Annotated in this window: 15 protein-coding genes; 9 read left to right on the top strand and 6 right to left on the bottom strand. The window is 75.1% G+C overall.

Going from position 1 to position 20,075, the window contains the following annotated elements; all coding sequences use genetic code 11:
- The first annotated feature begins 124 nt into the window (after positions 1-124).
- Both AB0J00_RS17285 and AB0J00_RS17280 read left to right on the top strand, forming a co-directional pair.
- Positions 125-3,676, top strand: a complete 3,552-nt coding sequence (locus tag AB0J00_RS17285; protein WP_357746929.1) for a PKD domain-containing protein — start codon at positions 125-127, stop codon at positions 3,674-3,676.
- An 81-nt stretch (positions 3,677-3,757) separates the two neighbouring features.
- Complete coding sequence (locus AB0J00_RS17280; protein WP_357746927.1) at positions 3,758-5,029, top strand: hypothetical protein; 1,272 nt, start codon at positions 3,758-3,760, stop codon at positions 5,027-5,029.
- A gap of 114 nt (positions 5,030-5,143) precedes the next feature.
- On the opposite strand, the gene AB0J00_RS17275 is transcribed toward AB0J00_RS17280, so the two are convergent.
- On the bottom strand, positions 5,144-5,368 hold the full coding sequence (locus AB0J00_RS17275; RefSeq protein WP_357746925.1) for a hypothetical protein: 225 nt from the start codon (positions 5,366-5,368) through the stop codon (positions 5,144-5,146).
- A gap of 193 nt (positions 5,369-5,561) precedes the next feature.
- Here AB0J00_RS17275 and AB0J00_RS17270 point away from each other — a divergent pair, with 193 nt between their 5' ends.
- Positions 5,562-6,746, top strand: a complete 1,185-nt coding sequence (locus tag AB0J00_RS17270) for a DUF222 domain-containing protein (protein ID WP_357746922.1) — start codon at positions 5,562-5,564, stop codon at positions 6,744-6,746.
- 22 nt (positions 6,747-6,768) lie between these two features.
- Here the strand turns inward: AB0J00_RS17270 and AB0J00_RS17265 are convergent, their stop codons facing one another.
- On the bottom strand, positions 6,769-7,329 hold the full coding sequence (locus tag AB0J00_RS17265) for a dihydrofolate reductase family protein (protein ID WP_357746919.1): 561 nt from the start codon (positions 7,327-7,329) through the stop codon (positions 6,769-6,771).
- A 474-nt stretch (positions 7,330-7,803) separates the two neighbouring features.
- On the opposite strand from AB0J00_RS17265, the gene AB0J00_RS17260 reads away from it, so the two are divergent.
- Complete coding sequence (locus AB0J00_RS17260; RefSeq protein WP_357746918.1) at positions 7,804-8,193, top strand: GntR family transcriptional regulator; 390 nt, start codon at positions 7,804-7,806, stop codon at positions 8,191-8,193.
- Between the two features lie 28 nt (positions 8,194-8,221).
- Here the strand turns inward: AB0J00_RS17260 and AB0J00_RS17255 are convergent, their stop codons facing one another.
- Genes AB0J00_RS17255 through AB0J00_RS17245 form a run of 3 tightly spaced genes read right to left on the bottom strand, consistent with a single transcriptional unit; the run spans position 8,222 to position 11,687 of the window.
- The gene (locus AB0J00_RS17255; RefSeq protein WP_357746915.1) at positions 8,222-9,286 is read right to left on the bottom strand and encodes a glycosyltransferase family 1 protein; all 1,065 of its coding nucleotides are present in this window, start codon (positions 9,284-9,286) and stop codon (positions 8,222-8,224) included.
- A complete protein-coding gene (locus AB0J00_RS17250; RefSeq protein WP_357746914.1) occupies positions 9,283-10,554 on the bottom strand; it encodes a hypothetical protein in 1,272 nt (423 codons plus the stop codon). Before AB0J00_RS17250 ends, AB0J00_RS17255 begins: the two co-directional genes overlap by 4 nt.
- On the bottom strand, positions 10,551-11,687 hold the full coding sequence (locus AB0J00_RS17245) for a Wzz/FepE/Etk N-terminal domain-containing protein (RefSeq protein WP_357746912.1): 1,137 nt from the start codon (positions 11,685-11,687) through the stop codon (positions 10,551-10,553). Before AB0J00_RS17245 ends, AB0J00_RS17250 begins: the two co-directional genes overlap by 4 nt.
- A gap of 385 nt (positions 11,688-12,072) precedes the next feature.
- On the opposite strand from AB0J00_RS17245, the gene AB0J00_RS17240 reads away from it, so the two are divergent.
- The 3 genes from AB0J00_RS17240 (at position 12,073) to AB0J00_RS17230 (ending at position 17,170) form a co-directional block, all read left to right on the top strand.
- Positions 12,073-12,519 (top strand): adenylyltransferase/cytidyltransferase family protein, encoded by a 447-nt coding sequence (locus AB0J00_RS17240; RefSeq protein WP_357746910.1) that lies wholly within the window; start codon positions 12,073-12,075, stop codon positions 12,517-12,519.
- Between the two features lie 100 nt (positions 12,520-12,619).
- Positions 12,620-16,183 (top strand): transcription-repair coupling factor, encoded by a 3,564-nt coding sequence (gene mfd / locus AB0J00_RS17235; RefSeq protein ID WP_357746908.1) that lies wholly within the window; start codon positions 12,620-12,622, stop codon positions 16,181-16,183.
- Positions 16,184-16,237: 54 nt separating this feature from the next.
- The gene (locus AB0J00_RS17230) at positions 16,238-17,170 is read left to right on the top strand and encodes a MazG family protein (RefSeq protein ID WP_357746906.1); all 933 of its coding nucleotides are present in this window, start codon (positions 16,238-16,240) and stop codon (positions 17,168-17,170) included.
- Here AB0J00_RS17230 and AB0J00_RS17225 read toward each other — a convergent pair.
- Positions 17,167-18,126 (bottom strand): DUF3592 domain-containing protein, encoded by a 960-nt coding sequence (locus tag AB0J00_RS17225; RefSeq protein WP_357746903.1) that lies wholly within the window; start codon positions 18,124-18,126, stop codon positions 17,167-17,169. The genes AB0J00_RS17230 and AB0J00_RS17225 overlap by 4 nt on opposite strands.
- Positions 18,127-18,186: 60 nt before the next feature.
- On the opposite strand from AB0J00_RS17225, the gene eno reads away from it, so the two are divergent.
- Entirely contained in the window at positions 18,187-19,494 is a 1,308-nt protein-coding gene (eno, locus tag AB0J00_RS17220) for a phosphopyruvate hydratase (RefSeq protein WP_357746900.1), read from the top strand.
- 14 nt (positions 19,495-19,508) lie between these two features.
- Positions 19,509-20,060 carry a septum formation initiator family protein gene (locus AB0J00_RS17215; RefSeq protein WP_357746898.1) on the top strand — a complete coding sequence of 184 codons (552 nt, stop codon included), beginning with the start codon at positions 19,509-19,511 and terminating at the stop codon, positions 20,058-20,060.
- Positions 20,061-20,075: the final 15 nt, after the last annotated feature.

Here is a 20,075-nt window from a genome sequence, read left to right as displayed (position 1 = left end):
CCGGGTGGGTTGTCCCACCGGTTCGGGGGACGTGGCGGGCCCGGCGCCCATGTCATGGTCACTGTGCGTGTTCGCCGTCCGACCCGGGCGGCAGGAGGACGACGCACCGTGACCAGGAGTTGAGATGAGTCGAACGGCGCGCTGGCAGGCGCGAACCGCAGCAGTCACCGCTGCGCTGACGGTGACCGGCGCGCTGGCCGTGCTCGCCCCCGGCGCGGCCTCGGCCGACAGCGCCCCGCTGTCCCCGTCCCCGGCCAACCCGGTCACGGCCAGCGTCGACGCGCTGCCCACCGTGCAGATCGACGGCGTGGCCTGGGCCCAGACCGTGGTCGGCAACACCGTCTACGTCGGTGGCTCCTTCACCAGCGCCCGCCCGGCCGGCGCGCCCGCCGGGACCGGCGAGACGCCGCGGCGCAACCTGCTCGCCTACGACATCCGCACCGGCGAGCTGGTGAGCTCGTTCGCGCCGGACCTCAACGGCCAGGTGCTCGCGGTCACCGCGTCGCCGGACGGCCGCCGGGTCTACGTGGCCGGCGACTTCACCACCGCCGACGGCCAGACCCGCAAGCGGGTGGCCGCCTACGACACCGCCACCGGCGCCCTCGTGGCGAACTGGAAGCCGAACGTCAACAGCCAGGTGCGCGCGCTGGCCGTCACCGACGACACCGTCTACATGGGCGGCAGCATCACCGCCGTCGGCGGCGTCACCCGCACCCGGCTGGCCGCGGTGAAGACCTCCGACGGCAGCCTGCTGCCCTGGGCCCCCCTGCCCGGCGTCGGCTCCACCGCCGGCAACAGCAACGGCAACAAGGCCACCAGCGACCAGGTCATGGCGCTGGCCGTCACCGGCGGCGGCAACCAGGTCGTGGCCGCCGGCCGCTTCGACACCATGAACGGCACCAGGAACACCGGCGTCAGCGCGCTCGACCCGGTCACCGGCGAGGTGCGGCCGTTCGCGATCAACCAGCAGCTGACCAACCAGGGCGTCAACTCGGCGATCTACTCGCTGTCGACCCAGGGCGACACCGTCTTCGGCACCGCCTACGACTACTACGGCCCGGGCAACCTCGAGGGCACGTTCGCGGTCAAGGCGGACGGCGGGACCGTCCTCGCCATCAACGACTGCCGCGGCGACACCTACTCCAGCTTCCCCGCGGACGGCGTGCTGTACCTGGCCAGCCACGAGCACGACTGCGCCAACGCCGGCGGCTTCCCCGAGCAGAAGGTCCGGGTCAACAAGTTCGCCAACGCCTTCACCACCGCCGCCACCGGCACGGTCGGCAACGCGACGCTGAAGAACAAGACGTTCGCGGGCAAGCCGGCGCCGTCCCAGCTGAACTGGTGGCCGAGCATGAAGGCCGGCACGTTCACCGGGCAGGGCCAGGCCGGCTGGAGCGTCTCGGGCAACAGCACCTACGTCGTCTACGGCGGTGAGTTCACCCAGGTCAACGGCGAGGGCCAGCAGGGCCTGGTGCGCTTCGCCGTCCCCAGCGCCGCGCCGAACAAGGTCGGCCCGACCTACTCCGACGGGCTGACCCCCACCGTCACCGCGGCCGGCCCGGGCGCCGCCAAGGTGACCTGGACGGCGACCAGCGACCAGGACAACGAGAACCTCACCTACCGGGTCGTCCGGGACGGCGACACCAGCACCCCCGTGCAGACGGTCGTGCAGGCCTCCCGCTGGTACAGCACCCCGCAGATGAGCTTCGTCGACACCGGTCTGACCGGCGGCACGCACACCTACAAGGTGACCGCGACCGACCCGTTCGGTAACTCGACCACCGCGAAGTCGGCCACCGTCACGGTGGCCGAGGCCCCGGCCGGCGGCGGGTCCAGCTACCCGCAGTCCGTCGTCGCCGACGGCGCGACCGACCAGTGGCGGCTCGGGGACACCTCCGGTGCCACCACCGCCGACAGCATCGGCGCCCAGCCGCTGACCGTCGGCACCGGCGTCACCCGCGGCGTCGAGGGCGCCCTGGCCGGCGACAAGGACACCGCCGCCTCGTTCAACGGCTCGTCGTCGGCGTCCCTGTCGACCCAGACGGCCGCGCCCGCGCCGAACACCTTCACCGCCGAGGCCTGGTTCCAGACGTCCTCGAAGACCGGTGCCCGCCTGTTCGGCTTCGGCAACGCGAAGACCGGCAACAGCCGGACCGCCGACCGGCAGGTCTACCTGGACGCCGCCGGGCACGTGGCCTTCGGGGTCAACGTGCCGGTGCTGGTCATCTTCACCCAGAAGCGGGCGGTCACCAGCTCGGCGACCTTCAACGACGGCAAGTGGCACCACGTCGCCGCCACGATGAGCCCGGCCGGCATGGCGCTCTACGTCGACGGCAAGCTGGTCGGCTCGCGCACCGACACGACCGCGGGCCAGGCCTACAGCGGCTACCTGCGGGTCGGTGCCGACACCGGCATGGGCACGTCGTCGACCCTCACCGGCCGCATCGACGAGGTCGCGGTCTACCCGACCGCGCTCTCCGCGGACCAGATCGCCCGTCACTTCACGCTCGGCACCACCGGCACGCCGGCGAACGCCGCGCCGACCGCGCGCTTCGGGCAGACCGCGAGCTTCCTCGCGGTGGGCTTCGACGCCAGCAAGTCGGTCGACCTCGATGGCACCGTGGCCGGCTACGCCTGGGACTTCGGTGACGGCACCACCGGCACCGGGGTGGCCCCGGCGCACAGCTACCGCGAGGCCGGCACCTACCAGGTCAAGCTCACGGTGACCGACGACAAGGGCGCCACCGGGACGACGACCGTGCCGGTGACCGTGGTCGCCAACCGCGCCCCGGTGGCCGTCTTCACGCCCACCGCGACGCTGCGCACCGTGGCCGTCGACGCCTCGGCCTCCGGGGACTCCGACGGCAAGGTCGCCTCGTGGGCCTGGGACTTCGGTGACGGCACGACCGGCACCGGTGTCACGGCCAACCACACGTACGACGAGGACGGCACGTACACCGTCGCCCTGACCGTCACCGACGACGCCGGCGCGACCAGCACGGTCCGCTCCGACGTCAGCGTGTGGGCCCCGGTCTCCGTGGCCACGGACGCCTTCGACCGGACCGTCGCCAACGGCCTGGGCACCGCCGACCTCGGCGGCGCGTGGACGATGTCCAACGGCACCACCCGCCAGTCGGTGACCCCGGGTGCGGCGAACCTCCGCCTGGACGCCGCCGGCAACCTGACCGCCTCGTACCTGGGCGGCGTCTCGCAGACCAGCGCGGACCTGCGGACCACGGTCGCCCTGTCGGCGGTGCCGACCGGGGGTGGCACCTCGGTGTACGTGGTCGGCCGCCGGGTGGGCAGCAACCAGGAGTACCGGACCCGGCTCCGCTTCCTGGTCAACGGCACCGTCGGCCTCACGATGACCAAGCTGACCGGCACGTCGACCGAGGCGTTCATCGGCAGCGAGGTGATCGTGCCGGGGCTCACCTACACCCCGGGCACGGCGCTGAAGCTGCGGGTGCAGGTGTCCGGCACCGGCACCACCCAGCTGGCGGCGACGGTGTGGGCCGACGGGCAGGCCGAGCCGGCCAGCCCGACGCTGACCCGCACCGACACCGAGGCGCTGCTGCAGACCCCGGGTGGGATCGGCCTGGCGGCCTACCTGTCCGGCAGTGCGACGGCCCCCGCGGTGGTGAGCTTCGGCCCCCTCGCGGTGACCAACGTCCGCTGATCGACGACGGGGCGCCCACCAGCCGGTGGGCGCCCCGTCCCGTTCGTCCCCCCCCTGCTCCCTGAACTCCTGGAGGACCGCATGACCCGGGCCCTGGGCGCACTCCTGCGCCGGCCGGCCACCGGCGCCGTCGCCGGTCAGGTGACCCAGGCGGTCGCCGGTCTGGTGCTCCAGGTCGCCGCCGCCCGCACCCTCGGCGCGGCCGGCCTGGCCGGGTTCTCCCTCGTCTACGGCGCCGTCGTGCTGGTGACGGCGCTGGCCAGCGGCATGGTCGGCGACTCGCTGACCGTGCTGGACCGGCACGCCCCGCGGGTGCGCGCCGGGCTGCACGTCTGGGAGGCGCTCGTCGCCAGCGGCGCGGGGGCCGCCGGGGCGCTGCTGGCCGGGCTCACCGGGCTGGTGTCGCCAGTGGTCGCCGTCGTCCTGGGCCTGGCGGTCACCGCCTTCGTGCTGGAGGACACCCTGCGCCGGCTGCTCATGGCGGCCGGGCGCTACTGGTCGCTGCCGGTCGTCGACGGCACCAGCCTGCTCGTCTCGCTGGCCGCGCTGGTCGCCTGCGCCGCCGGCGGCCCGCTGGGCCTGGGCAGCTTCCTGGTCGCGCTGCTCGCCGGTCAGCTGGCCGCCGGGGTCGTGGCCTGGCTGCTGGCCCCGGCCGGCGAGCGGCCGCGCGGTCCGTGGCGGGACCCCGACCTGAGCGCGGTGTTCGCGTTCGGCGTCTGGCGGGCCGCCGGGCAGGCGGTGCGCCCGGCGCTGCTGACCGCCCTGCGGCTGGTCGTCGTCGGCGTCGTCGGCGCGGCCGCCTACGGCCCGCTGGAGGCCGCCCGCGTCTACACGGCGCCGACCCTGGTGGTGGTCGCCGGGCTCGGGTCGTTCCTGCTGCCGCACTACGTCGCGCACCGCGACCGGGCGGCGTCCGCCTCGATCCGCGCCGCGGACCGGGCCGCGGCCGGGCTGGCCGCCGCGGTCGCCGTCATCACCGTCGGCGCGCTGCTGCTGCGCCCGGTGCTGGCGCCGCTGCTCACCGGCGGCGACTACCCGGTGCCGGCGCTCGCCGTGGCCGGCTGGGGCGCCTACGCGGTGACCGCGGCGTTCCTGCTGCCGTACTCCGGGGTGGCCACCGTGCACCGCCGCCAGGACCGGGTGCTCGCGCTGCGGCTGCTGGAGTTCGCGGCCCTGGGCCTGGTCGCGGTGCTCGTCGTCGGGGGGAGCGCGGCGGCGGAGTGGGCGCCGCTGGCGCTGGCCGCCGGCCCGCTGCTGGCCGCAGTGGCGGTGCGCCAGCTGGTGCTGCGCCCGCTCGCCCGCCGCGAGGCCGCTGTGCCGCCCGCCGTCCGCCGGGACGTCGTCCCCGCCTGAGACCTCTGCTCGCTTCCGCACGAGTGAGTGAGCAGTTGTCGTCGTTCCGCCCGGCGTGCCCCGCCGCGTCGCCGACCGCAACTGCTCACTCGACAGTGCCCGGGGGCTTCCGCCTCAGCGGGACGCCTCGGCGGCCGCGAGGCGGCGGCGTTCGCGGCGGAGGCTGACGACGTCCACGACGAAGAAGGCGACGCCGTAGGCGACCCAGCTGAGCCACTCGGTGACCGGGCGGCCCCGGACGACGCCCAGCAGGAGGACGACAACCGTGGTCTGCAGCAGGGCGACGAGCGCCGCGCCCAGGACTGGCCGCTGCCAGAGGAACTGCAGGTGCTGCCGCACGGCCGCGATCATGGCAGAACCGCCGTCACCGCTGACTACTCGAGAGCTCCCTCCCGCTTTCTCGCGACAAACCGGAGAGTCGGCTGATTGACCGGTTGACCTGGGGATTCACCTGGTGGGGGTGGTCGCCGTCCGATAGACTTCGTACACACGTTCGAAGTCGTCGGGAGGTGCCGTGCACGCACTACTGGCGTTGCTCGGTGACCTCTCGCGGCAGGAGCTGCACGGGCTGACCGATGAAGAGTCGTTGGACCGGACGGCGTTGCTGGTGGCGGCGGGGAACATGGTCGCCGCGGAGCTGACCCGCACCGTGCGGCACGCGGAGACCACGCAGGCGCCCGAGCGCGACGGGCTGACGTCGATGCGGTCGTGGCTGGTCGGGCACCAGCGGGTGTCGGCGAACGACGCGTCGAAGCTGATGCGGGCCGGGCGCACGCTGCCGTCCTTCCCGCTGGTCGCAGCGGGCTTTGCGGCGGGTGAGATCACGGCGGCGCAGGTGGACGTGATCGCCGACGCAGTGGGGCCGAAGGAGATCGCCGCTGCCGCGGCACAGGGCATCGAGTTGGCCGGATTCGACGAGGCATGGGCGCGGGTGGCGCGCGAGTGCTCCCATGACTCGCTGAAGGTCGCGGTGCAGGCGTTCCAGGCTGCGTTGGACCCCGACGGGCCGGAGCCTGATCCGACCGAGGCGCGGTCGTTGCGGATCGTCAAGCACGCCGATGGCAGCACGACCGGTCGGTGGGACCTCGACGCGGTGGCCAGCGAGAAGGTGCAGGCTGCGATCGAGTCGCAGGTGCAGGCCGACCGCCCGAAGGGTGACACCCGCACCCGCGTGCAGCAGCAGGCCGATGCGTTGGTGCAGATCGCCGACAACCAGCTCGCGTCGGGTCAGTTGCCGATCCTGCGTGGGGAGAAGCCGCACGTCGTCGTGCAGCTGGCCCTGGAGGACCTCATCGATCCGGCGACCGGTGCGCAGACCGCGAGCATGGGGTTCGGGGCGCAGATCTCTGCCGCGCGGGCCCGGTGGCTGGCCTGCGACGCGGTGGTCTCCCGGGTGGTCATGGGTCCGGACGGGACGCCGCTGGACTACGGACGCAAGCACCGCATCGTCCCCGCACCTCTCCGCCGCGCGGTCGTCGCGAGAGACAAGAACTGCGTGTTCGCCGGCTGCGGCGCACCGCACTGGTGGGCCGACGTCCACCACCTCGTCCATTGGATCAACGGCGGCGAGACCTCGCTCAAGAACTCAGCACTCTTGTGCGAACGACACCACACCAAGGTGCACCACGGGTTCTCAGTCGTTCGAGATCCCGGCGGCCGATGGCGCACCTACCGGCCCGACGGCACCGAGATACTCATCGGACCCCTGCTCAGCTAGCGACCTCGCGACGCCGCGTCCGTCAGCGCACCGTCCGGTAGCGGAAGTACTGCATCTGCCGGAAGGCGCGCGTCTCGACGAGCTCGAGGCCGACCCGCTCCTGGTGCTGCGGGAAGAAGGGGATGCCGCCGCCGACCAGCACCGGGCTGACCTTGGGCCGGTACTCGTCGATCAGGCCCAGCTCGGCCGCCGCCGCGGCCAGCGTCGCCCCGCCGATCGCGATCTCGCCGTCCCCGGGCTCGGCGCGCAACCGCGCGACCTCCTCGGCCAGGCCGTCGGTGGCCAGCCGGGTGTTGGTGCCCTGCACCTCGGTCAGCGTGGTCGAGAAGACGACCTTCGGCAGGCGCGTCCAGAGGTCGGTCCACTCGAGCTCGGCGTCGTCGAACGACCGCGGGTCGGTGGTCTCCCAGTAGAGCATCGTCTCGTAGAGCCGCCGCCCCATCAGGTGGACGCCGACCGCACGGATCTGGTCGATGGCGAAGCGGAAGACCTCCTCGTCGGGCGCACCCCAGTCGAAGCTGCCGTCCGGGCCGACGATGTAGCCGTCGAGCGTGGTGCCCATCGAGTAGGTGACGCTGCGCATGGAGAGCTCCTCAGGAGGTGGGTTCGGCGTTGGGACCGTCGCCCGCGGGTGAACTCATCGACCAGAGCCGCCCGGCGGTCCACGCGACCGCCGCACGGTCATGGCTCAGGGACGGTCGCTGCGCAGGCACCGCCGCATCCTCCGCGTACGACGCCCCGCACGGGGCATCCTCGTCACCGTGTCCAGGTGGTCGGTCCCGAGGCGGTCGGCACGTGACCGCTGGCCGACGGCACCAGCGCCCACGGTCCCGCCGGCCGGGCCGCCGCAGTTCGACTGCCCCCGGTGCGGCCACCCGGAACGGCTGCACCCGCGCCCGGGGCAGACCGACCTGCGGGCCTGTGCCGCCTGCGTGGCGGAGGGGGACCTCGACCAGCGGGACGAGCAGGACATCTGCGTCCTGCGCCGCCCCGCCACCTGACCGGCGGGGAACCCGGTCGACCACGGCCGCAGAGCGCATGCGGCAGCCTGGACGGCATGACCGGCGCCCGGACCCTGGAAGTCGTCGTCGACGACAGCAGCACGACCCCGCCCTACGAGCAGATCCGGACGCAGATCGCCGCACTGGTGCACGCCGGTGACCTGGCGGAGGGGGACCGGCTGCCGACCGTGCGGGCGCTGGCCGCCGACCTGGGCGTCGCCGCGGGCACGGTGGCCCGGGCCTACACCGAGCTCGAGACCGACGGGCTCGTGGAGGGCCGGGGGCGGTCCGGCACCGTCGTCACCGGTGCGTCCGGCGATCCCGCGCGCGCCCGGCTCCGCACCGCGGCCAACCGGCTCGTCCTGGCCGCCCGGGCCGACGGGCTGGGCGACGACGACGTGCTCGGCGCCGTGCACGACGCCCTGACCCGGCCGGCCGCGCGCTGACCGGTGCGCCCGGCGGCCCGGCCGCGGGTCAGACGCGGGCGGGCACCAGGTCGGCGACGGCGGCGCGGATCCGGCCGACCACCTCCGGCCAGGTCGGGACGTCGACCTGCGGGCTCGGGCTCGGCGGACCGGCCAGCTCCGCGCCGACGGCGGCGGCGATCGACGCCGGGTCGGTCGGGTCGAAGAACGCGGCCGCCGGGGCGAGCTCGCGGAACGCCGGGATGTCGCTGAGCACCATCGGCGCCCGCGACAGCGCCGCCTCCACGACCGGCAGCCCGAACCCCTCGTCCAGCGACGGGAACACGAAAAGCCGGCAGTTCTCGTACAGCCAGGTCAGCGCGCTGTCGTCGACCCCGCCGACGAACCGCACGCGGCCGTCGCCCGGGTCGGTGCGGGCGATCGCCACGCCGTCCGGCTCACCGACGACCACCAGCGGCGCCTCGGGGGTGAGCAGGTCGGCGGCCAGCAGCGCCTCGACCAGCCGGGTCACGTTCTTGCGCACGTTCAGCCGGCCGACGCACAGCAGGAACCGCCCCGCGGTCAGCCCGAGGTCCGGGTCGGCCGCCGTCCGGGTGGCGAACGACTCCGGCACGCTCAGCCCCACCGGGCGCACCCGGTCGGCCAGCCGCGGCCGGAAGCGGGCGATCCGCGCCGCCTCGGCGGCGGTCGAGGTGAGCACCAGGTCCGCCGCCCGCGCCGAGAACGGCATGCCGGCGAAGTACGCCCGCTCGGTGCGGCTGAAGAACTCCGGGTGCTCGTCGAACATCAGGTCGTGCACGAACGTCGCGCGCAGCGCGCGGGTGCGCAGCGGCGTGTAGTTCTGCCCGATCACGACGTCCGCGCCCACCGCGTCGGCGACCCCGCCGAGCTCCAGCATCGCGCTCAGCCCCTGCGGTGAGAGCCGCAGCGGCCGCAGCGCGACCGGCAGGTCCCCGGCCAGCTCGCGGGCGCGCGCCAGGTGCGCCTGCGGCACCGCGGCGGTCAGCTCGTCGTCCGGGAAGCAGCGCGCCCAGGTGCGGACGAACGAGTCGACCACCCGGCGGCCGGAGGGCTGGCCGTCGACCCACCAGTAGGCGTCGAAGAGGACCTTCACGAGGGGCTCCTTGCAGGGGACGGCGCGGCGATCGGGTCGGAGCGCAGGTCGTCGGCGAGCCGCTCGCGCGACGCGCCCTCGCACAGCAGCGATGCGGCGAAGAAGGCGAGGAAGGCCGGGGTGGCGTCGAACAGCCCGCTCTCCAGCACGCTGCGGCCGAGCAGGTAGACCAGCAGCCCCAGCAGCAGCGCGCGCTGCGGCCGCGGTGCGTGCCAGGCGCCGCGCAGCGCCCACAGCACCCAGACCGCCGCCACGACCAGGCCGAGCGCGCCGGTCTGCACGAGCGCGGAGACCCAGCTGCTGTCCAGCGGCTGGGTGTGCCACCACTGGCCCTTGACCGGGATCTCCTTGACCGACAGCCCGCCGCCGAGCACCTGCTGCCAGACCGAGTGCGCCCAGCTCAGCGAGGCGCGCCAGGCGATGAAGCGGGACTGCAGGGTGCTCGTGCCGTCGCCGCCGCGCTCCGCGAAACCGGACACGGCGCCGGTGCCCACGACGCCCAGCACGCCCAGCCCGGCGAGCAGCAGCCCGGTGACCACCAGCCCCACCCGCGCCCGCCGCAGGTGCAGCCCGGTGACCGCCACGCCGACGAGCAGCATGAGCAGCCCGGTGCGCGAACCGGTCTCCCAGATGACGGCGAGCGCGCCGATCCCGGCCAGCGCGCTGCGCCAGCCGGCCTCGCCGAGCACGGTCCGCCAGGCGGTGTGGGCGACGACGACCCCGCCCAGCAGCGCCAGCTCGTTGGGGCTCAGCGGCGGCACCCCGCCGGCCAGCCGGCCGGTCGACAGCGACGGCAGCCCGGTGACCGCGGCGACCAACCCGACCGCACCGCAGGCCCAGCTCAGCGAACGGAAGAACTGCCCGGTCGTCGACGCGCGCAGCAGCAGCAGGACGGTCGTGGCCAGCACGGCCACCCGGACGGCGACCAGCGTGCTGGCCACCAGCGTGCCGTGGGTGAGCGCGCCGAGCACCGAACCGGAGAGCAGCACCGCGAGGAACCACACCGAACCGGTGCCGAGCCGGCGCGGCGGGCCGGAGGTGGCCAGCGCGAACGCACCGGCCAGCGCGAGCAGGCTCAGCAGCCCCTTGGCCGCGACGACCGGGTCGACGGAGCCGGCGAAGTACTCGCCGCGGCGCCAGCCCACGGTGCTGGCCACCAGCAGCAGCACGACCGCGGTGCGGGCGGCGTCCCGCGGGGGAGCGGTGACGGTCTCCGGCAGGGACGGCGCCGCGGTCGCCGGCGCCGGGGCCACCGGCGCCGCGGTCACCGGCGGCCGGCGGGCAGCGGCGGCTGACCCGGCCGCGGTGCGGGCACCCGGGCCGCGCCGGCGCCGGCCGACGGGGTGCTCACCGGCGCGGCCGTGCGGCCCCGCCCGGGAGCGGAGGTGAGGACGACGGCCAGCACCGTGGCGCCGACCTCGTCCAGCAGCGTGCGGATCTCGCCCAGGTCGGCGGCGACCACCCGGCCGGCAGGCACGACGAGCACCACGCGGTGCCCCTCGGCGGCCGCCCGGCGCCAGGTCGACAGCGCGGCCTGCGGCTCGGCGACGGCGACGTCCAGCGGCACGCCGCGGCCGGTGAGCTCCCCGGTCAGCTCGCCGGCGAACGCCGCGGCGGCGGCCCGCTCGCCCGGCGCGGGGCTGAGCACCAGCACCGCGGCGGGCCGCTCGTCGCCGAGCAGGTCCAGCCGGCGGGCCAGCGTCGCGGCGGGCCGGCCGCTGAGCGATCCGGCGCGGGCGCCGCCCGGCGTGCCCAGCACGGTCAGCCCGGCGTCCGGGCCCCAGGCGTCCCGGATGCCCGCCTCGTCGTGCACGGTCGGGTCGACGCGGCTGCGCACGATCGCGATCGCCAGGCCGAGGAACAGGCCGACGACGAGGCCGAGCGCGAGGGTGGGCACGACCTGCGGCGTCGTGGGGCTGCCCGGGGCGGTGGCGGGGTTGGTGACGGTCAGGTTGACCGGCGAGTCGCCCTTCGCGGGCTTCTCCAGCTCCTCGACGGCGGAGGTGAACCGCTCGGCGACGGCGTTGGCGATCGCCGCGGCGTCGTCCGGGTCGTCGCTGGTGGCCACGATGTTGATCTGCGAGGTGTCGGCGGGGTTGACCGCGGAGACGGCGGCGCGCAGCTGGTGCACGCTCAGGCCGAGGTCCAGGTCGCGGGCGGCCGGCGCCAGCACGGTCGCGCTGTCGGCGACGTCGGGGTAGCTCTTCACCCGCTGCGCCACGAACTGCGGGTTGCTGGCGCCCTGCGCCGAGCTGCCGCTCACGAACACCTGCGCGGTGGCCGACCAGCTGCGGGGCGCGACCAGCACCACGGCCACGGCGGCCAGCACGCAGACGAGCAGGGTGCCGGCCCCGGCGCGCCAGTGCCGGCGCAGCGCGGCGATGTAGTCCCTGAGTTCCATGTAGTCCGCTCCCGCCGTGGCGGGGCGGCCGCGCGGCGCGCTCCCCGCGCCGCGGGCGGCCGGTCCGCCGTCCCACCCGTGATGTCCCGTTGATCATCGAGGCGGCGGCAGCGCCGCAGCCAGCGCTCACCGGGCGCGCTCACCCGTGCGGGTGCCCCGAGCACCCGGCCGGGCGACCACCGGACCGCCGGCCCCGCGGCGTCACCCGGAGGGGCCGCCGCGGGCGCCCGATGGGGTGAACCAGCCCTCGTGCATGACGCTCCGTCACCGATCGGCCGGTTCACTCGGCAACGACCACGCCGGTCCGGCGGCTCCGACAGCCCCGGCGTCACCCTGCGTGGTCGCAGCGGCGGGCGCAGCCCGCGGAACGGACCGGGAGGCCACCATGACCGTGATCGGGTACGCGCCGGGGGCCTACGACCTGTTCCACATCGGGCACCTCAACGTGCTCAAGCACGCCGCCGAGCACTGCGACCACCTCATCGCCGGCGTCGTCTCCGACGAGGTGCTGGAGCTGACCAAGGGCCGCCGCCCGGTCGTGCCGCTGGCCGAGCGCATGGAGATCGTGCGCAACCTGCGGTTCGTCGACCAGGTGCACGCCGAGGTCGTCCCCGACAAGATCGACACCTGGCGCGAGCTGGGCTTCGACGTCATCTTCAAGGGCGACGACTGGCGGGGCACCGCCAAGGGCGACCGGCTCGAGCGCGACTTCGGCGCCGTCGGCGTCCGGGTGCACTACTTCCCGTACACGATGCACACCTCCAGCACGATGCTGCGCAAGGCGCTGGCCACGCTGGACGGCCGGCCGCAGGTGGCCCTCGCCTCCTCCTGACGGCCCGACGCGGCGCCCGCCGTGCGGTTAACCTGGGACGAGGCCCTGCGTGCACCCCGCGCGCCGGAAGCGGGCCCCACCACCCAGGAGTGATACCAGCGTGACCTTGCGCGGCGTGCTCGACGTCGTCCTCACCGACCGCGGGATGGCCGAGGTGGTGTCGCGGGCCGGTCGGGCGTCCCTGGCGGTCACCGCACCCCCGTCCGTGCAGCCGCTGGTGGCCGCGGCGCTGGCCGCGGACCGGCCCGGTGCGGGCGTGCCCGTGCTGGTGGTCACCGCCGGCGAGCGGGACGCCGACGCGGTCGCCGACCAGCTGCGCTGCTTCGTCCCCGACCGCCGGGTCGAGGTGTTCCCGGCCTGGGAGACGCTGCCGCACGAGCGGCTCTCCCCGCGCGCGGACACCGTCGGCCGCCGGCTCGCCGTGCTGCGCGACCTGGCCCACCCGGCCGAGGGCGCCGGCATCGACGTGCTCGTCGCGCCGGTGCGCAGCGTGCTGCAGCCGCTGGCCCCCGGGCTCGGCGAGCTGACCCCGGTCGAGCTGCGCCCCGGCCAGTCCGCCGACCTGGAGGACGTCGCCCGCGCGCTCGCCGACGCCGCCTACACCCGCGTGGAGCTGGTCGAGAAGCGCGGCGAGTTCGCCGTCCGCGGTGGCCTGCTCGACGTCTTCCCGCCGACCGAGCCGCACCCGGTGCGCGTGGAGTTCTGGGGCGACGAGGTCGACGAGCTGCGGTACTTCTCCGCCGCCGACCAGCGCTCCCTCGACGAGCGCCCGGAGCGGATGTGGGCGCCGCCCTGCCGCGAGCTGCTGCTCACCGACGCGGTGCGCGAGCGGGCCCGCGCGCTGGCCGTGGAGCACCCCGAGCTCGCCGAGGTGCTGGACAAGCTCGCCGAGGGCATCGCCGTCGAGGGCATGGAGTCGCTCACCCCGGTGCTCGTGGGGGTGGACGGGGCGGGTGGACAGCAGAGCGGGGCCATGGAGCTGCTCACCGACCTGGTCGCGCGCGGCACGCACGTGCTGGTCTGCGACCCGGAGCGGGTGCGCAGCCGCGCCGCGGACCTGGTGCGCACCGCCGAGGAGTTCCTCGCCGCCTCCTGGGCAACCGCCGCCGAGGCCGGCCAGGCGCCGATCGACCTCGGCGCCTCCTCCTTCCGCGACCTCGCCGACGTCGAGACCGCCGCCCGCACCCGCGGCCTGCCCTGGTGGACCACGGGCGCGTTCACCCTGGCCGTCGAGGACGACGAGGAGCACGTCGCGCTGGAGGCCACCGCCGTCGAGCGGTACCACGGCGACCAGGCGAAGGCGTTCGAGCAGCTGCGCAGCTGGGCCCGCGACGGCTGGCGCGTCGTCCTCACCTTCGCCGGGCCCGGCCCCGCGCAGCGCGCCGCCGACCAGCTCACCGAGGCCGACCTCGGCGCCCGGCTGGTGCCCGGCGTCGAGACCCCGCCGGAGGCCGGCCTCGCGCACGTCACCCAGGGCCAGTTCGAGGCCGGCTTCGCGTTCCCGGGCGCGGGCCTCGCGGTGCTCACCGAGTGGGACCTCACCGGCCAGCGCGGCACCTCGATGCGCGACGCGCAGAAGATGCCGGCCCGGCGGCGCAACGCCGTCGACCTGGTGCAGCTGCAGCCCGGCGACCTCGTCGTCCACGAGCAGCACGGCATCGGCCGGTACGTGGAGATGGTCAGCCGCACCGTGCACGGTGGTCAGCGCGACTACCTGATCGTCGAGTACGCGCCGGGCAAGCGGAACCAGCCGCCGGACCGGCTGTTCGTGCCCACCGACGCCCTCGACCAGCTCACCCGCTACGTCGGCGGCGAGGCCCCCGCGCTGTCGAAGCTCGGCGGCGCCGACTGGGCGAAGACCAAGAGCAACGCCCGCAAGGCGGTCAAGCAGATCGCCGCGGAGCTGATCCGGCTGTACTCGGCCCGGATGGCGACCCAGGGCCACGCCTTCGGCCCGGACACCGTCTGGCAGCGGGAGCTGGAGGACGCTTTCCCGTTCCAGGAGACGCCCGACCAGCTCGCCGCCATCGACGAGGTGAAGACCGACATGCAGAACCCGGTCCCGATGGACCGGATCATCTGCGGCGACGTCGGCTACGGGAAGACCGAGATCGCCGTCCGCGCTGCGTTCAAGGCGGTGCAGGACGGCAAGCAGGTCGCCGTCCTGGTGCCGACGACGCTGCTGGCCAACCAGCACTTCAAGACGTTCTCCGAGCGGTTCGCGCAGTTCCCGGTGACGGTCGCGGTGCTGTCGCGGTTCCAGTCGAAGTCCGAGAGCGACGAGACGCTGCGCAAGCTCGCCGCCGGGGAGATCGACGTGCTCGTCGGCACCCACCGGCTGCTGCAGCCGACCACCCGGTTCAAGGACCTGGGCCTGGTCATCGTCGACGAGGAGCAGCGCTTCGGCGTCGAGCACAAGGAGTACCTGAAGACGATGCGGACGTCGGTCGACGTCCTGTCGATGTCGGCGACGCCGATCCCGCGCACCCTGGAGATGTCGCTGACCGGCATCCGGGAGATGTCGACGATCCTCACGCCCCCGGAGGAGCGGCACCCGGTGCTCACCTACGTGGGCGCCTGGGAGGACAAGCAGATGGCCGCGGCGATCCGCCGCGAGCTGCTGCGCGACGGCCAGGTCTTCGTGATCCACAACCGGGTGCAGTCGATCGACAAGGCGGCGGCGAAGATCCGCCGGCTGGTGCCCGAGGCGCGGGTGGCCATCGGCCACGGCCAGATGCACGAGCACGAGCTCGAGAAGGTCATGGTCGGCTTCTGGGAGAAGGAGTACGACGTCCTGGTCGCCACGACCATCGTCGAGTCCGGCCTGGACATCCCGAACGCCAACACCCTGATCGTCGACCGCGCCGACACCTTCGGCCTCTCCCAGCTGCACCAGATCCGCGGCCGCGTCGGCCGTGGCCGCGAGCGGGCGTACGCGTACTTCACCTACGACCCGTCGCGGCCGCTGACCGAGACCTCGGTCGACCGGCTCACCACCATCGCGCACAACACCGACCTGGGGGCCGGCATGGCGGTGGCGATGAAGGACCTGGAGATCCGCGGCTCGGGCAACCTGCTGGGCGGTGAGCAGTCCGGGCACATCGCCGGCGTCGGGTTCGACCTGTACGTGCGGCTGGTCGGCGAGGCGGTCACCGACTACCGGGCGCAGATCAGCGGCGAGGAGGCACCAGCCGAGCCGGTCGACGTCCGGGTGGACCTCCCGGTCGACGCGCACCTGCCGCACGACTACGTGCCCGGCGAGCGGCTGCGGATGGAGGCCTACCGCAAGGTCGCCGCGGTGCAGGACGACGACCAGGCGCAGGCCGTGCTCGACGAGCTCACCGACCGCTACGGCGCCGCCCCCGCGCCGGTGCTCAACCTGCTGGCGGTGGCCCGGTTCCGGGCCGCGATGCGGGCGCTGGGCATCACCGAGGTGTCGCTGCAGGGCCGCACCATCCGGGTCGGGCCGGTCGACCTGCCGGAGAGCAAGCAGATGCGGCTGTCCCGGCTGGCCGACGGGGCGAGCTACAAGTCGGCGGTGCGCACCATCTCGCTGAAGGTGCCGCTGGGCCCGGACCGGCGGACGCCGCTGCGGGACGTCGCGCTGCTGGAGAACCTGCACTCGCTGCTCACCTCGGTGCTCGCGCAGCCCGTCGCCGCCTGAGCGGAGTCCCAGCGCTCGGAGAACGATGCGCTGGGACTCCGCCACAATGGGCGGGTGCCCGTCGCGCTGCTCGTCACCGTCAGCCCCCGCCTCCCCGGACTGCTCGGCCCGTCGGGCTGGCGGGCGGTGAGCACCGCGCCGCTGGTGCTCGCGCTGCCCGGCGCCGCCGCCACCGCCGCCGCGCTGCGGGCAGCCGGTGAGCCGGTCACCGACGTCGCCGACCCGGCCGAGGCGGCCACCGCCGCGGCGCCGGTCGCCGACACCGTGCTGCTGGCCAGTCCCGACGAGGCGGCCGGGTTCGGCGTGGTGCCCCGGGTCGACGGCGCCCCCGAGCCGGCCGGCGCGCGGCTGCTGGACGTCGTCGCGGTGATGGACCGGCTGCGCTCACCCGGCGGCTGCCCCTGGGACGCCGAGCAGACCCACTCCTCGCTGCGCGGCTACCTCCTGGAGGAGGCGCACGAGGCCTACGACGCGATCGTCGACGAGGACCCGGTGGCGATGCGCGAGGAGCTCGGCGACGTGCTGCTGCAGGTCGTCTTCCACGCCCGCGTCGCGCAGGAGGCCGGGGACCGCGGCTTCGACGTCGACGACGTGGCCGGGGAGCTGGTCGACAAGCTCGTCCGCCGGCACCCGCACGTGTTCGGCGATCGCGTACCGGGCCGGGCACCTCTCGACGTCGCGGGGGTCGAGGCCGGCTGGGAGGAGATCAAGAAGGCCGAGAAGCAGCGCCGGTCGCCCACGGAGGGCGTCTCCCGGTCGCAGCCGGCCACCTCGTGGGGCGCCGCGCTGGCCCGCCGGGCCACGCGCGCCGGGCTGCCCACGCCGCCGCCCGGCGAGCTGACCGTCGACAGCCCCGAGGCGCTGGGGGAGCGGCTGCTGGGCGTGGTCGTCGCCGCGGAGCAGCGCGGCTGGGACGTCGAGGACGCGCTGCGCGAGGCGGTCCGCCGCTACGCCGGCGAGCTGGACGCCGCCGCCGCGGCCCGCTAGGCGGCGCGGCTGGTGGCGCGGGGGTCGGAGCCGAGCAGCTGCGGCAGCCAGAACAGCACGGTCCCCGACAGCGCCGTCGCCACCGCGAACCCGGCCAGCCCGCTGCCGTCGACGTAGGCCCACAGCAGCCCGAGCACCGGGGCGAGCACCACCAGGACGCCGTCCGCCCGGGCCTGCCGCGCGAGCCCGACGTCGCCGGCGGACGCGTCGACCGCGGCCTGCCGCACCTCACCGCGCGGCGCGCGGTCGCGCACCCGGCCCGAGGGCCACAGCTCGGCGCCGTCGACGACCGGCAGCACCAGCCGGTCGCGGGCCGGGTCGCCGCGCACCTCGATCCGGGTGCCCGGGGCCAGCCGCTCCAGCTCCGGCGCCCAGTGCACCGGCACCCGGCGCACCCCCGCAGGGGTGGTCAGCTCCAGCCAGCTGCGCACCAGCAGGCCCTGCCGCTGGACGACGTGGGTGGCGGCGAGCCGGGACGCCGGACGCCGCCGCAGCCGGGGCCGCCCGAGCAGCCGCAGCCCGGTGAGCACGGCCACGACGAGCACCACGGCCCCCACCGCGACCAGGCCGAACACCGCCCCGGCCACCGCGGCGTGCGCCCGGTCGCCGTCCGCGTAGACCGGCTGGGTGCCGCCGGCGGGGCGGTCGGGGTCGTACTGCACGGGCAGCTGCGCGCCGTCGGGCACGTCCTGCGCGCGGGTCAGCTCGATCCGGCCGGTGCGCTGCTCGCCGTCCGTCCCGGGGAACCGGACGACCAGCACCCGGTCGCCGGACCGCTCGCCGTCGACGGTGGCCGTCGCGGTGGCCGTGGCGGCCGCCAGCGGGGCGCGGGCGCCGCCCACCCGAAGCCCGACGGCGACCAGCAGCACGGCGCCGACCACGAGCACCGGCACCAGCCCGAGCAGCAGCTGCCGGACGGCGCGGGAGTGCGGCCGGGGGAGGGGCGGGGTGCTCATCGCCGTCCATCGTCCCAGGCAGGGCGGGGTGGCCCGGCGCGGTGTCCACGGCGGGCGAGGGTGCTGACTAGGCTGCAGGCCGTGGCCAGCATCGACGCAGTAGGTGCGCGGGAGATCCTCGACTCGCGCGGCAACCCCACCGTGGAGGTCGAGGTCGCCCTCGACGACGGGACGATCACCCGTGCCGCGGTCCCCAGCGGCGCCTCCACCGGTGCCTTCGAGGCGGTGGAGCTCCGCGACGGCGGCGACCGCTACAACGGCAAGGGCGTGACCCAGGCCGTCGACAACGTGCTCGACGTCATCGGCCCGGAGCTCGTCGGCTACGACGCCGCCGAGCAGCGGCTGATCGACCAGCGCCTCCTCGACCTCGACGGCACCCCCAACAAGGAGCGGCTCGGCGCGAACGCCGTCCTCGGCGTCAGCCTCGCGGTCGCCAAGGCCGCGGCGGAGTCCGCCGGCCTGCCCCTCTTCCGCTACATCGGCGGTCCCGCGGCGCACCTGCTGCCGGTGCCGATGATGAACATCCTCAACGGTGGCGCCCACGCCGACAGCAACGTCGACGTGCAGGAGTTCATGATCGCCCCGATCGGCGCGGCGACCTTCGCCGAGGCGCTGTCGGTGGGCACCGAGACCTACCACGCGCTGAAGTCGGTGCTGAAGAAGCGCGGGCTGTCGACCGGCCTGGGCGACGAGGGCGGCTTCGCCCCCGACCTGCCGAGCAACCGCGACGCCCTCGACCTCATCGCCGAGGCCGTGGACAAGGCCGGCTACACCGTGGGCACCGACATCGCGTTCGCCCTGGACGTCGCCGCCACCGAGTTCCACAGCGAGGCCGGCTACGCGTTCGAGGGCAAGACGCTCTCGGCCGACGCCCTCACCGAGTACTACGCCGGGCTGGTCGACGCCTACCCGATCGTCTCGATCGAGGACCCGCTGTCGGAGGAGGACTGGACCGGCTGGGTGTCGCTCACCCAGGCGCTCGGCGACCGCGTGCAGCTCGTCGGCGACGACCTGTTCGTCACCAACCCGGCCCGGCTGGCCGACGGCATCGAGCGCGGCGCGGCCAACGCGCTGCTGGTCAAGGTCAACCAGATCGGCACGCTGACCGAGACCCTCGACGCGGTCAACCTGGCCCACCGCAGCGGCTACCGCTCGATGATGAGCCACCGCTCCGGCGAGACCGAGGACACCACCATCGCCGACCTCGCGGTCGCGCTGGACTGCGGTCAGATCAAGACCGGTGCCCCGGCCCGCAGCGAGCGCGTCGCCAAGTACAACCAGCTGCTGCGCATCGAGGAGGAGCTGGACGACGCCGCGCGCTACGCCGGCGCCGCCGCCTTCCCGCGCCTGGCCGCCCGCCAGGGCTGACGGGCAGCACCCGCATGAGCACCGCCCGCACCCGGCGCGGCCGGCCCGGTGGCACCCGCCGCCGGACCTCGTCGCGCCCGGTGCGGGCCGGTGCCCGCGCGACCGCCGACGCCCGCCCCGGGCGCCGGCGCACGCGCAGCGGGCCGCGGGCCGCCGCGGCCGCCGCCCGCACCCCCCGCTTCACCGGGCGGGCCGTGCTGCTCGGGGTGCTGGTGCTGCTGCTGGCGCTGACCCTCGCCGGGCCGATCCGTCAGTACGTGGCCGGCCGCCAGCAGCTCGCCGAGCTCGCCGCCGAGCACGACCAGCTCGCCGACCGCGCCGCCGCGCTGCAGGCGCAGCTGGACCGGCAGTCCGACCCGGCCTACATCGCCCAGCAGGCCCGGCAGCGGCTCACCTACGTGCTGCCCGGTGACCGGCTCGTCGTCGTCGGCGACGCCGGGGACGCCGGCGACTCCGCCGCAGCACCCGCCGCCGGCACCGCCGGGAAGGAGGACGTCCCCTGGTACGAGGGGCTGCTCGGCTCGGTCGCCGGCGCGGACGGCGACCCCGCGGACGCCGGCCGCTAGCGGCTCCCGCACACT

It is taken from the genome of Modestobacter sp. NPDC049651, assembly GCF_040659695.1.
Taxonomy (GTDB): Bacteria; Actinomycetota; Actinomycetes; order Mycobacteriales; family Geodermatophilaceae; genus Modestobacter.
This window is presented reverse-complemented; position numbering and strand designations above follow the sequence as displayed.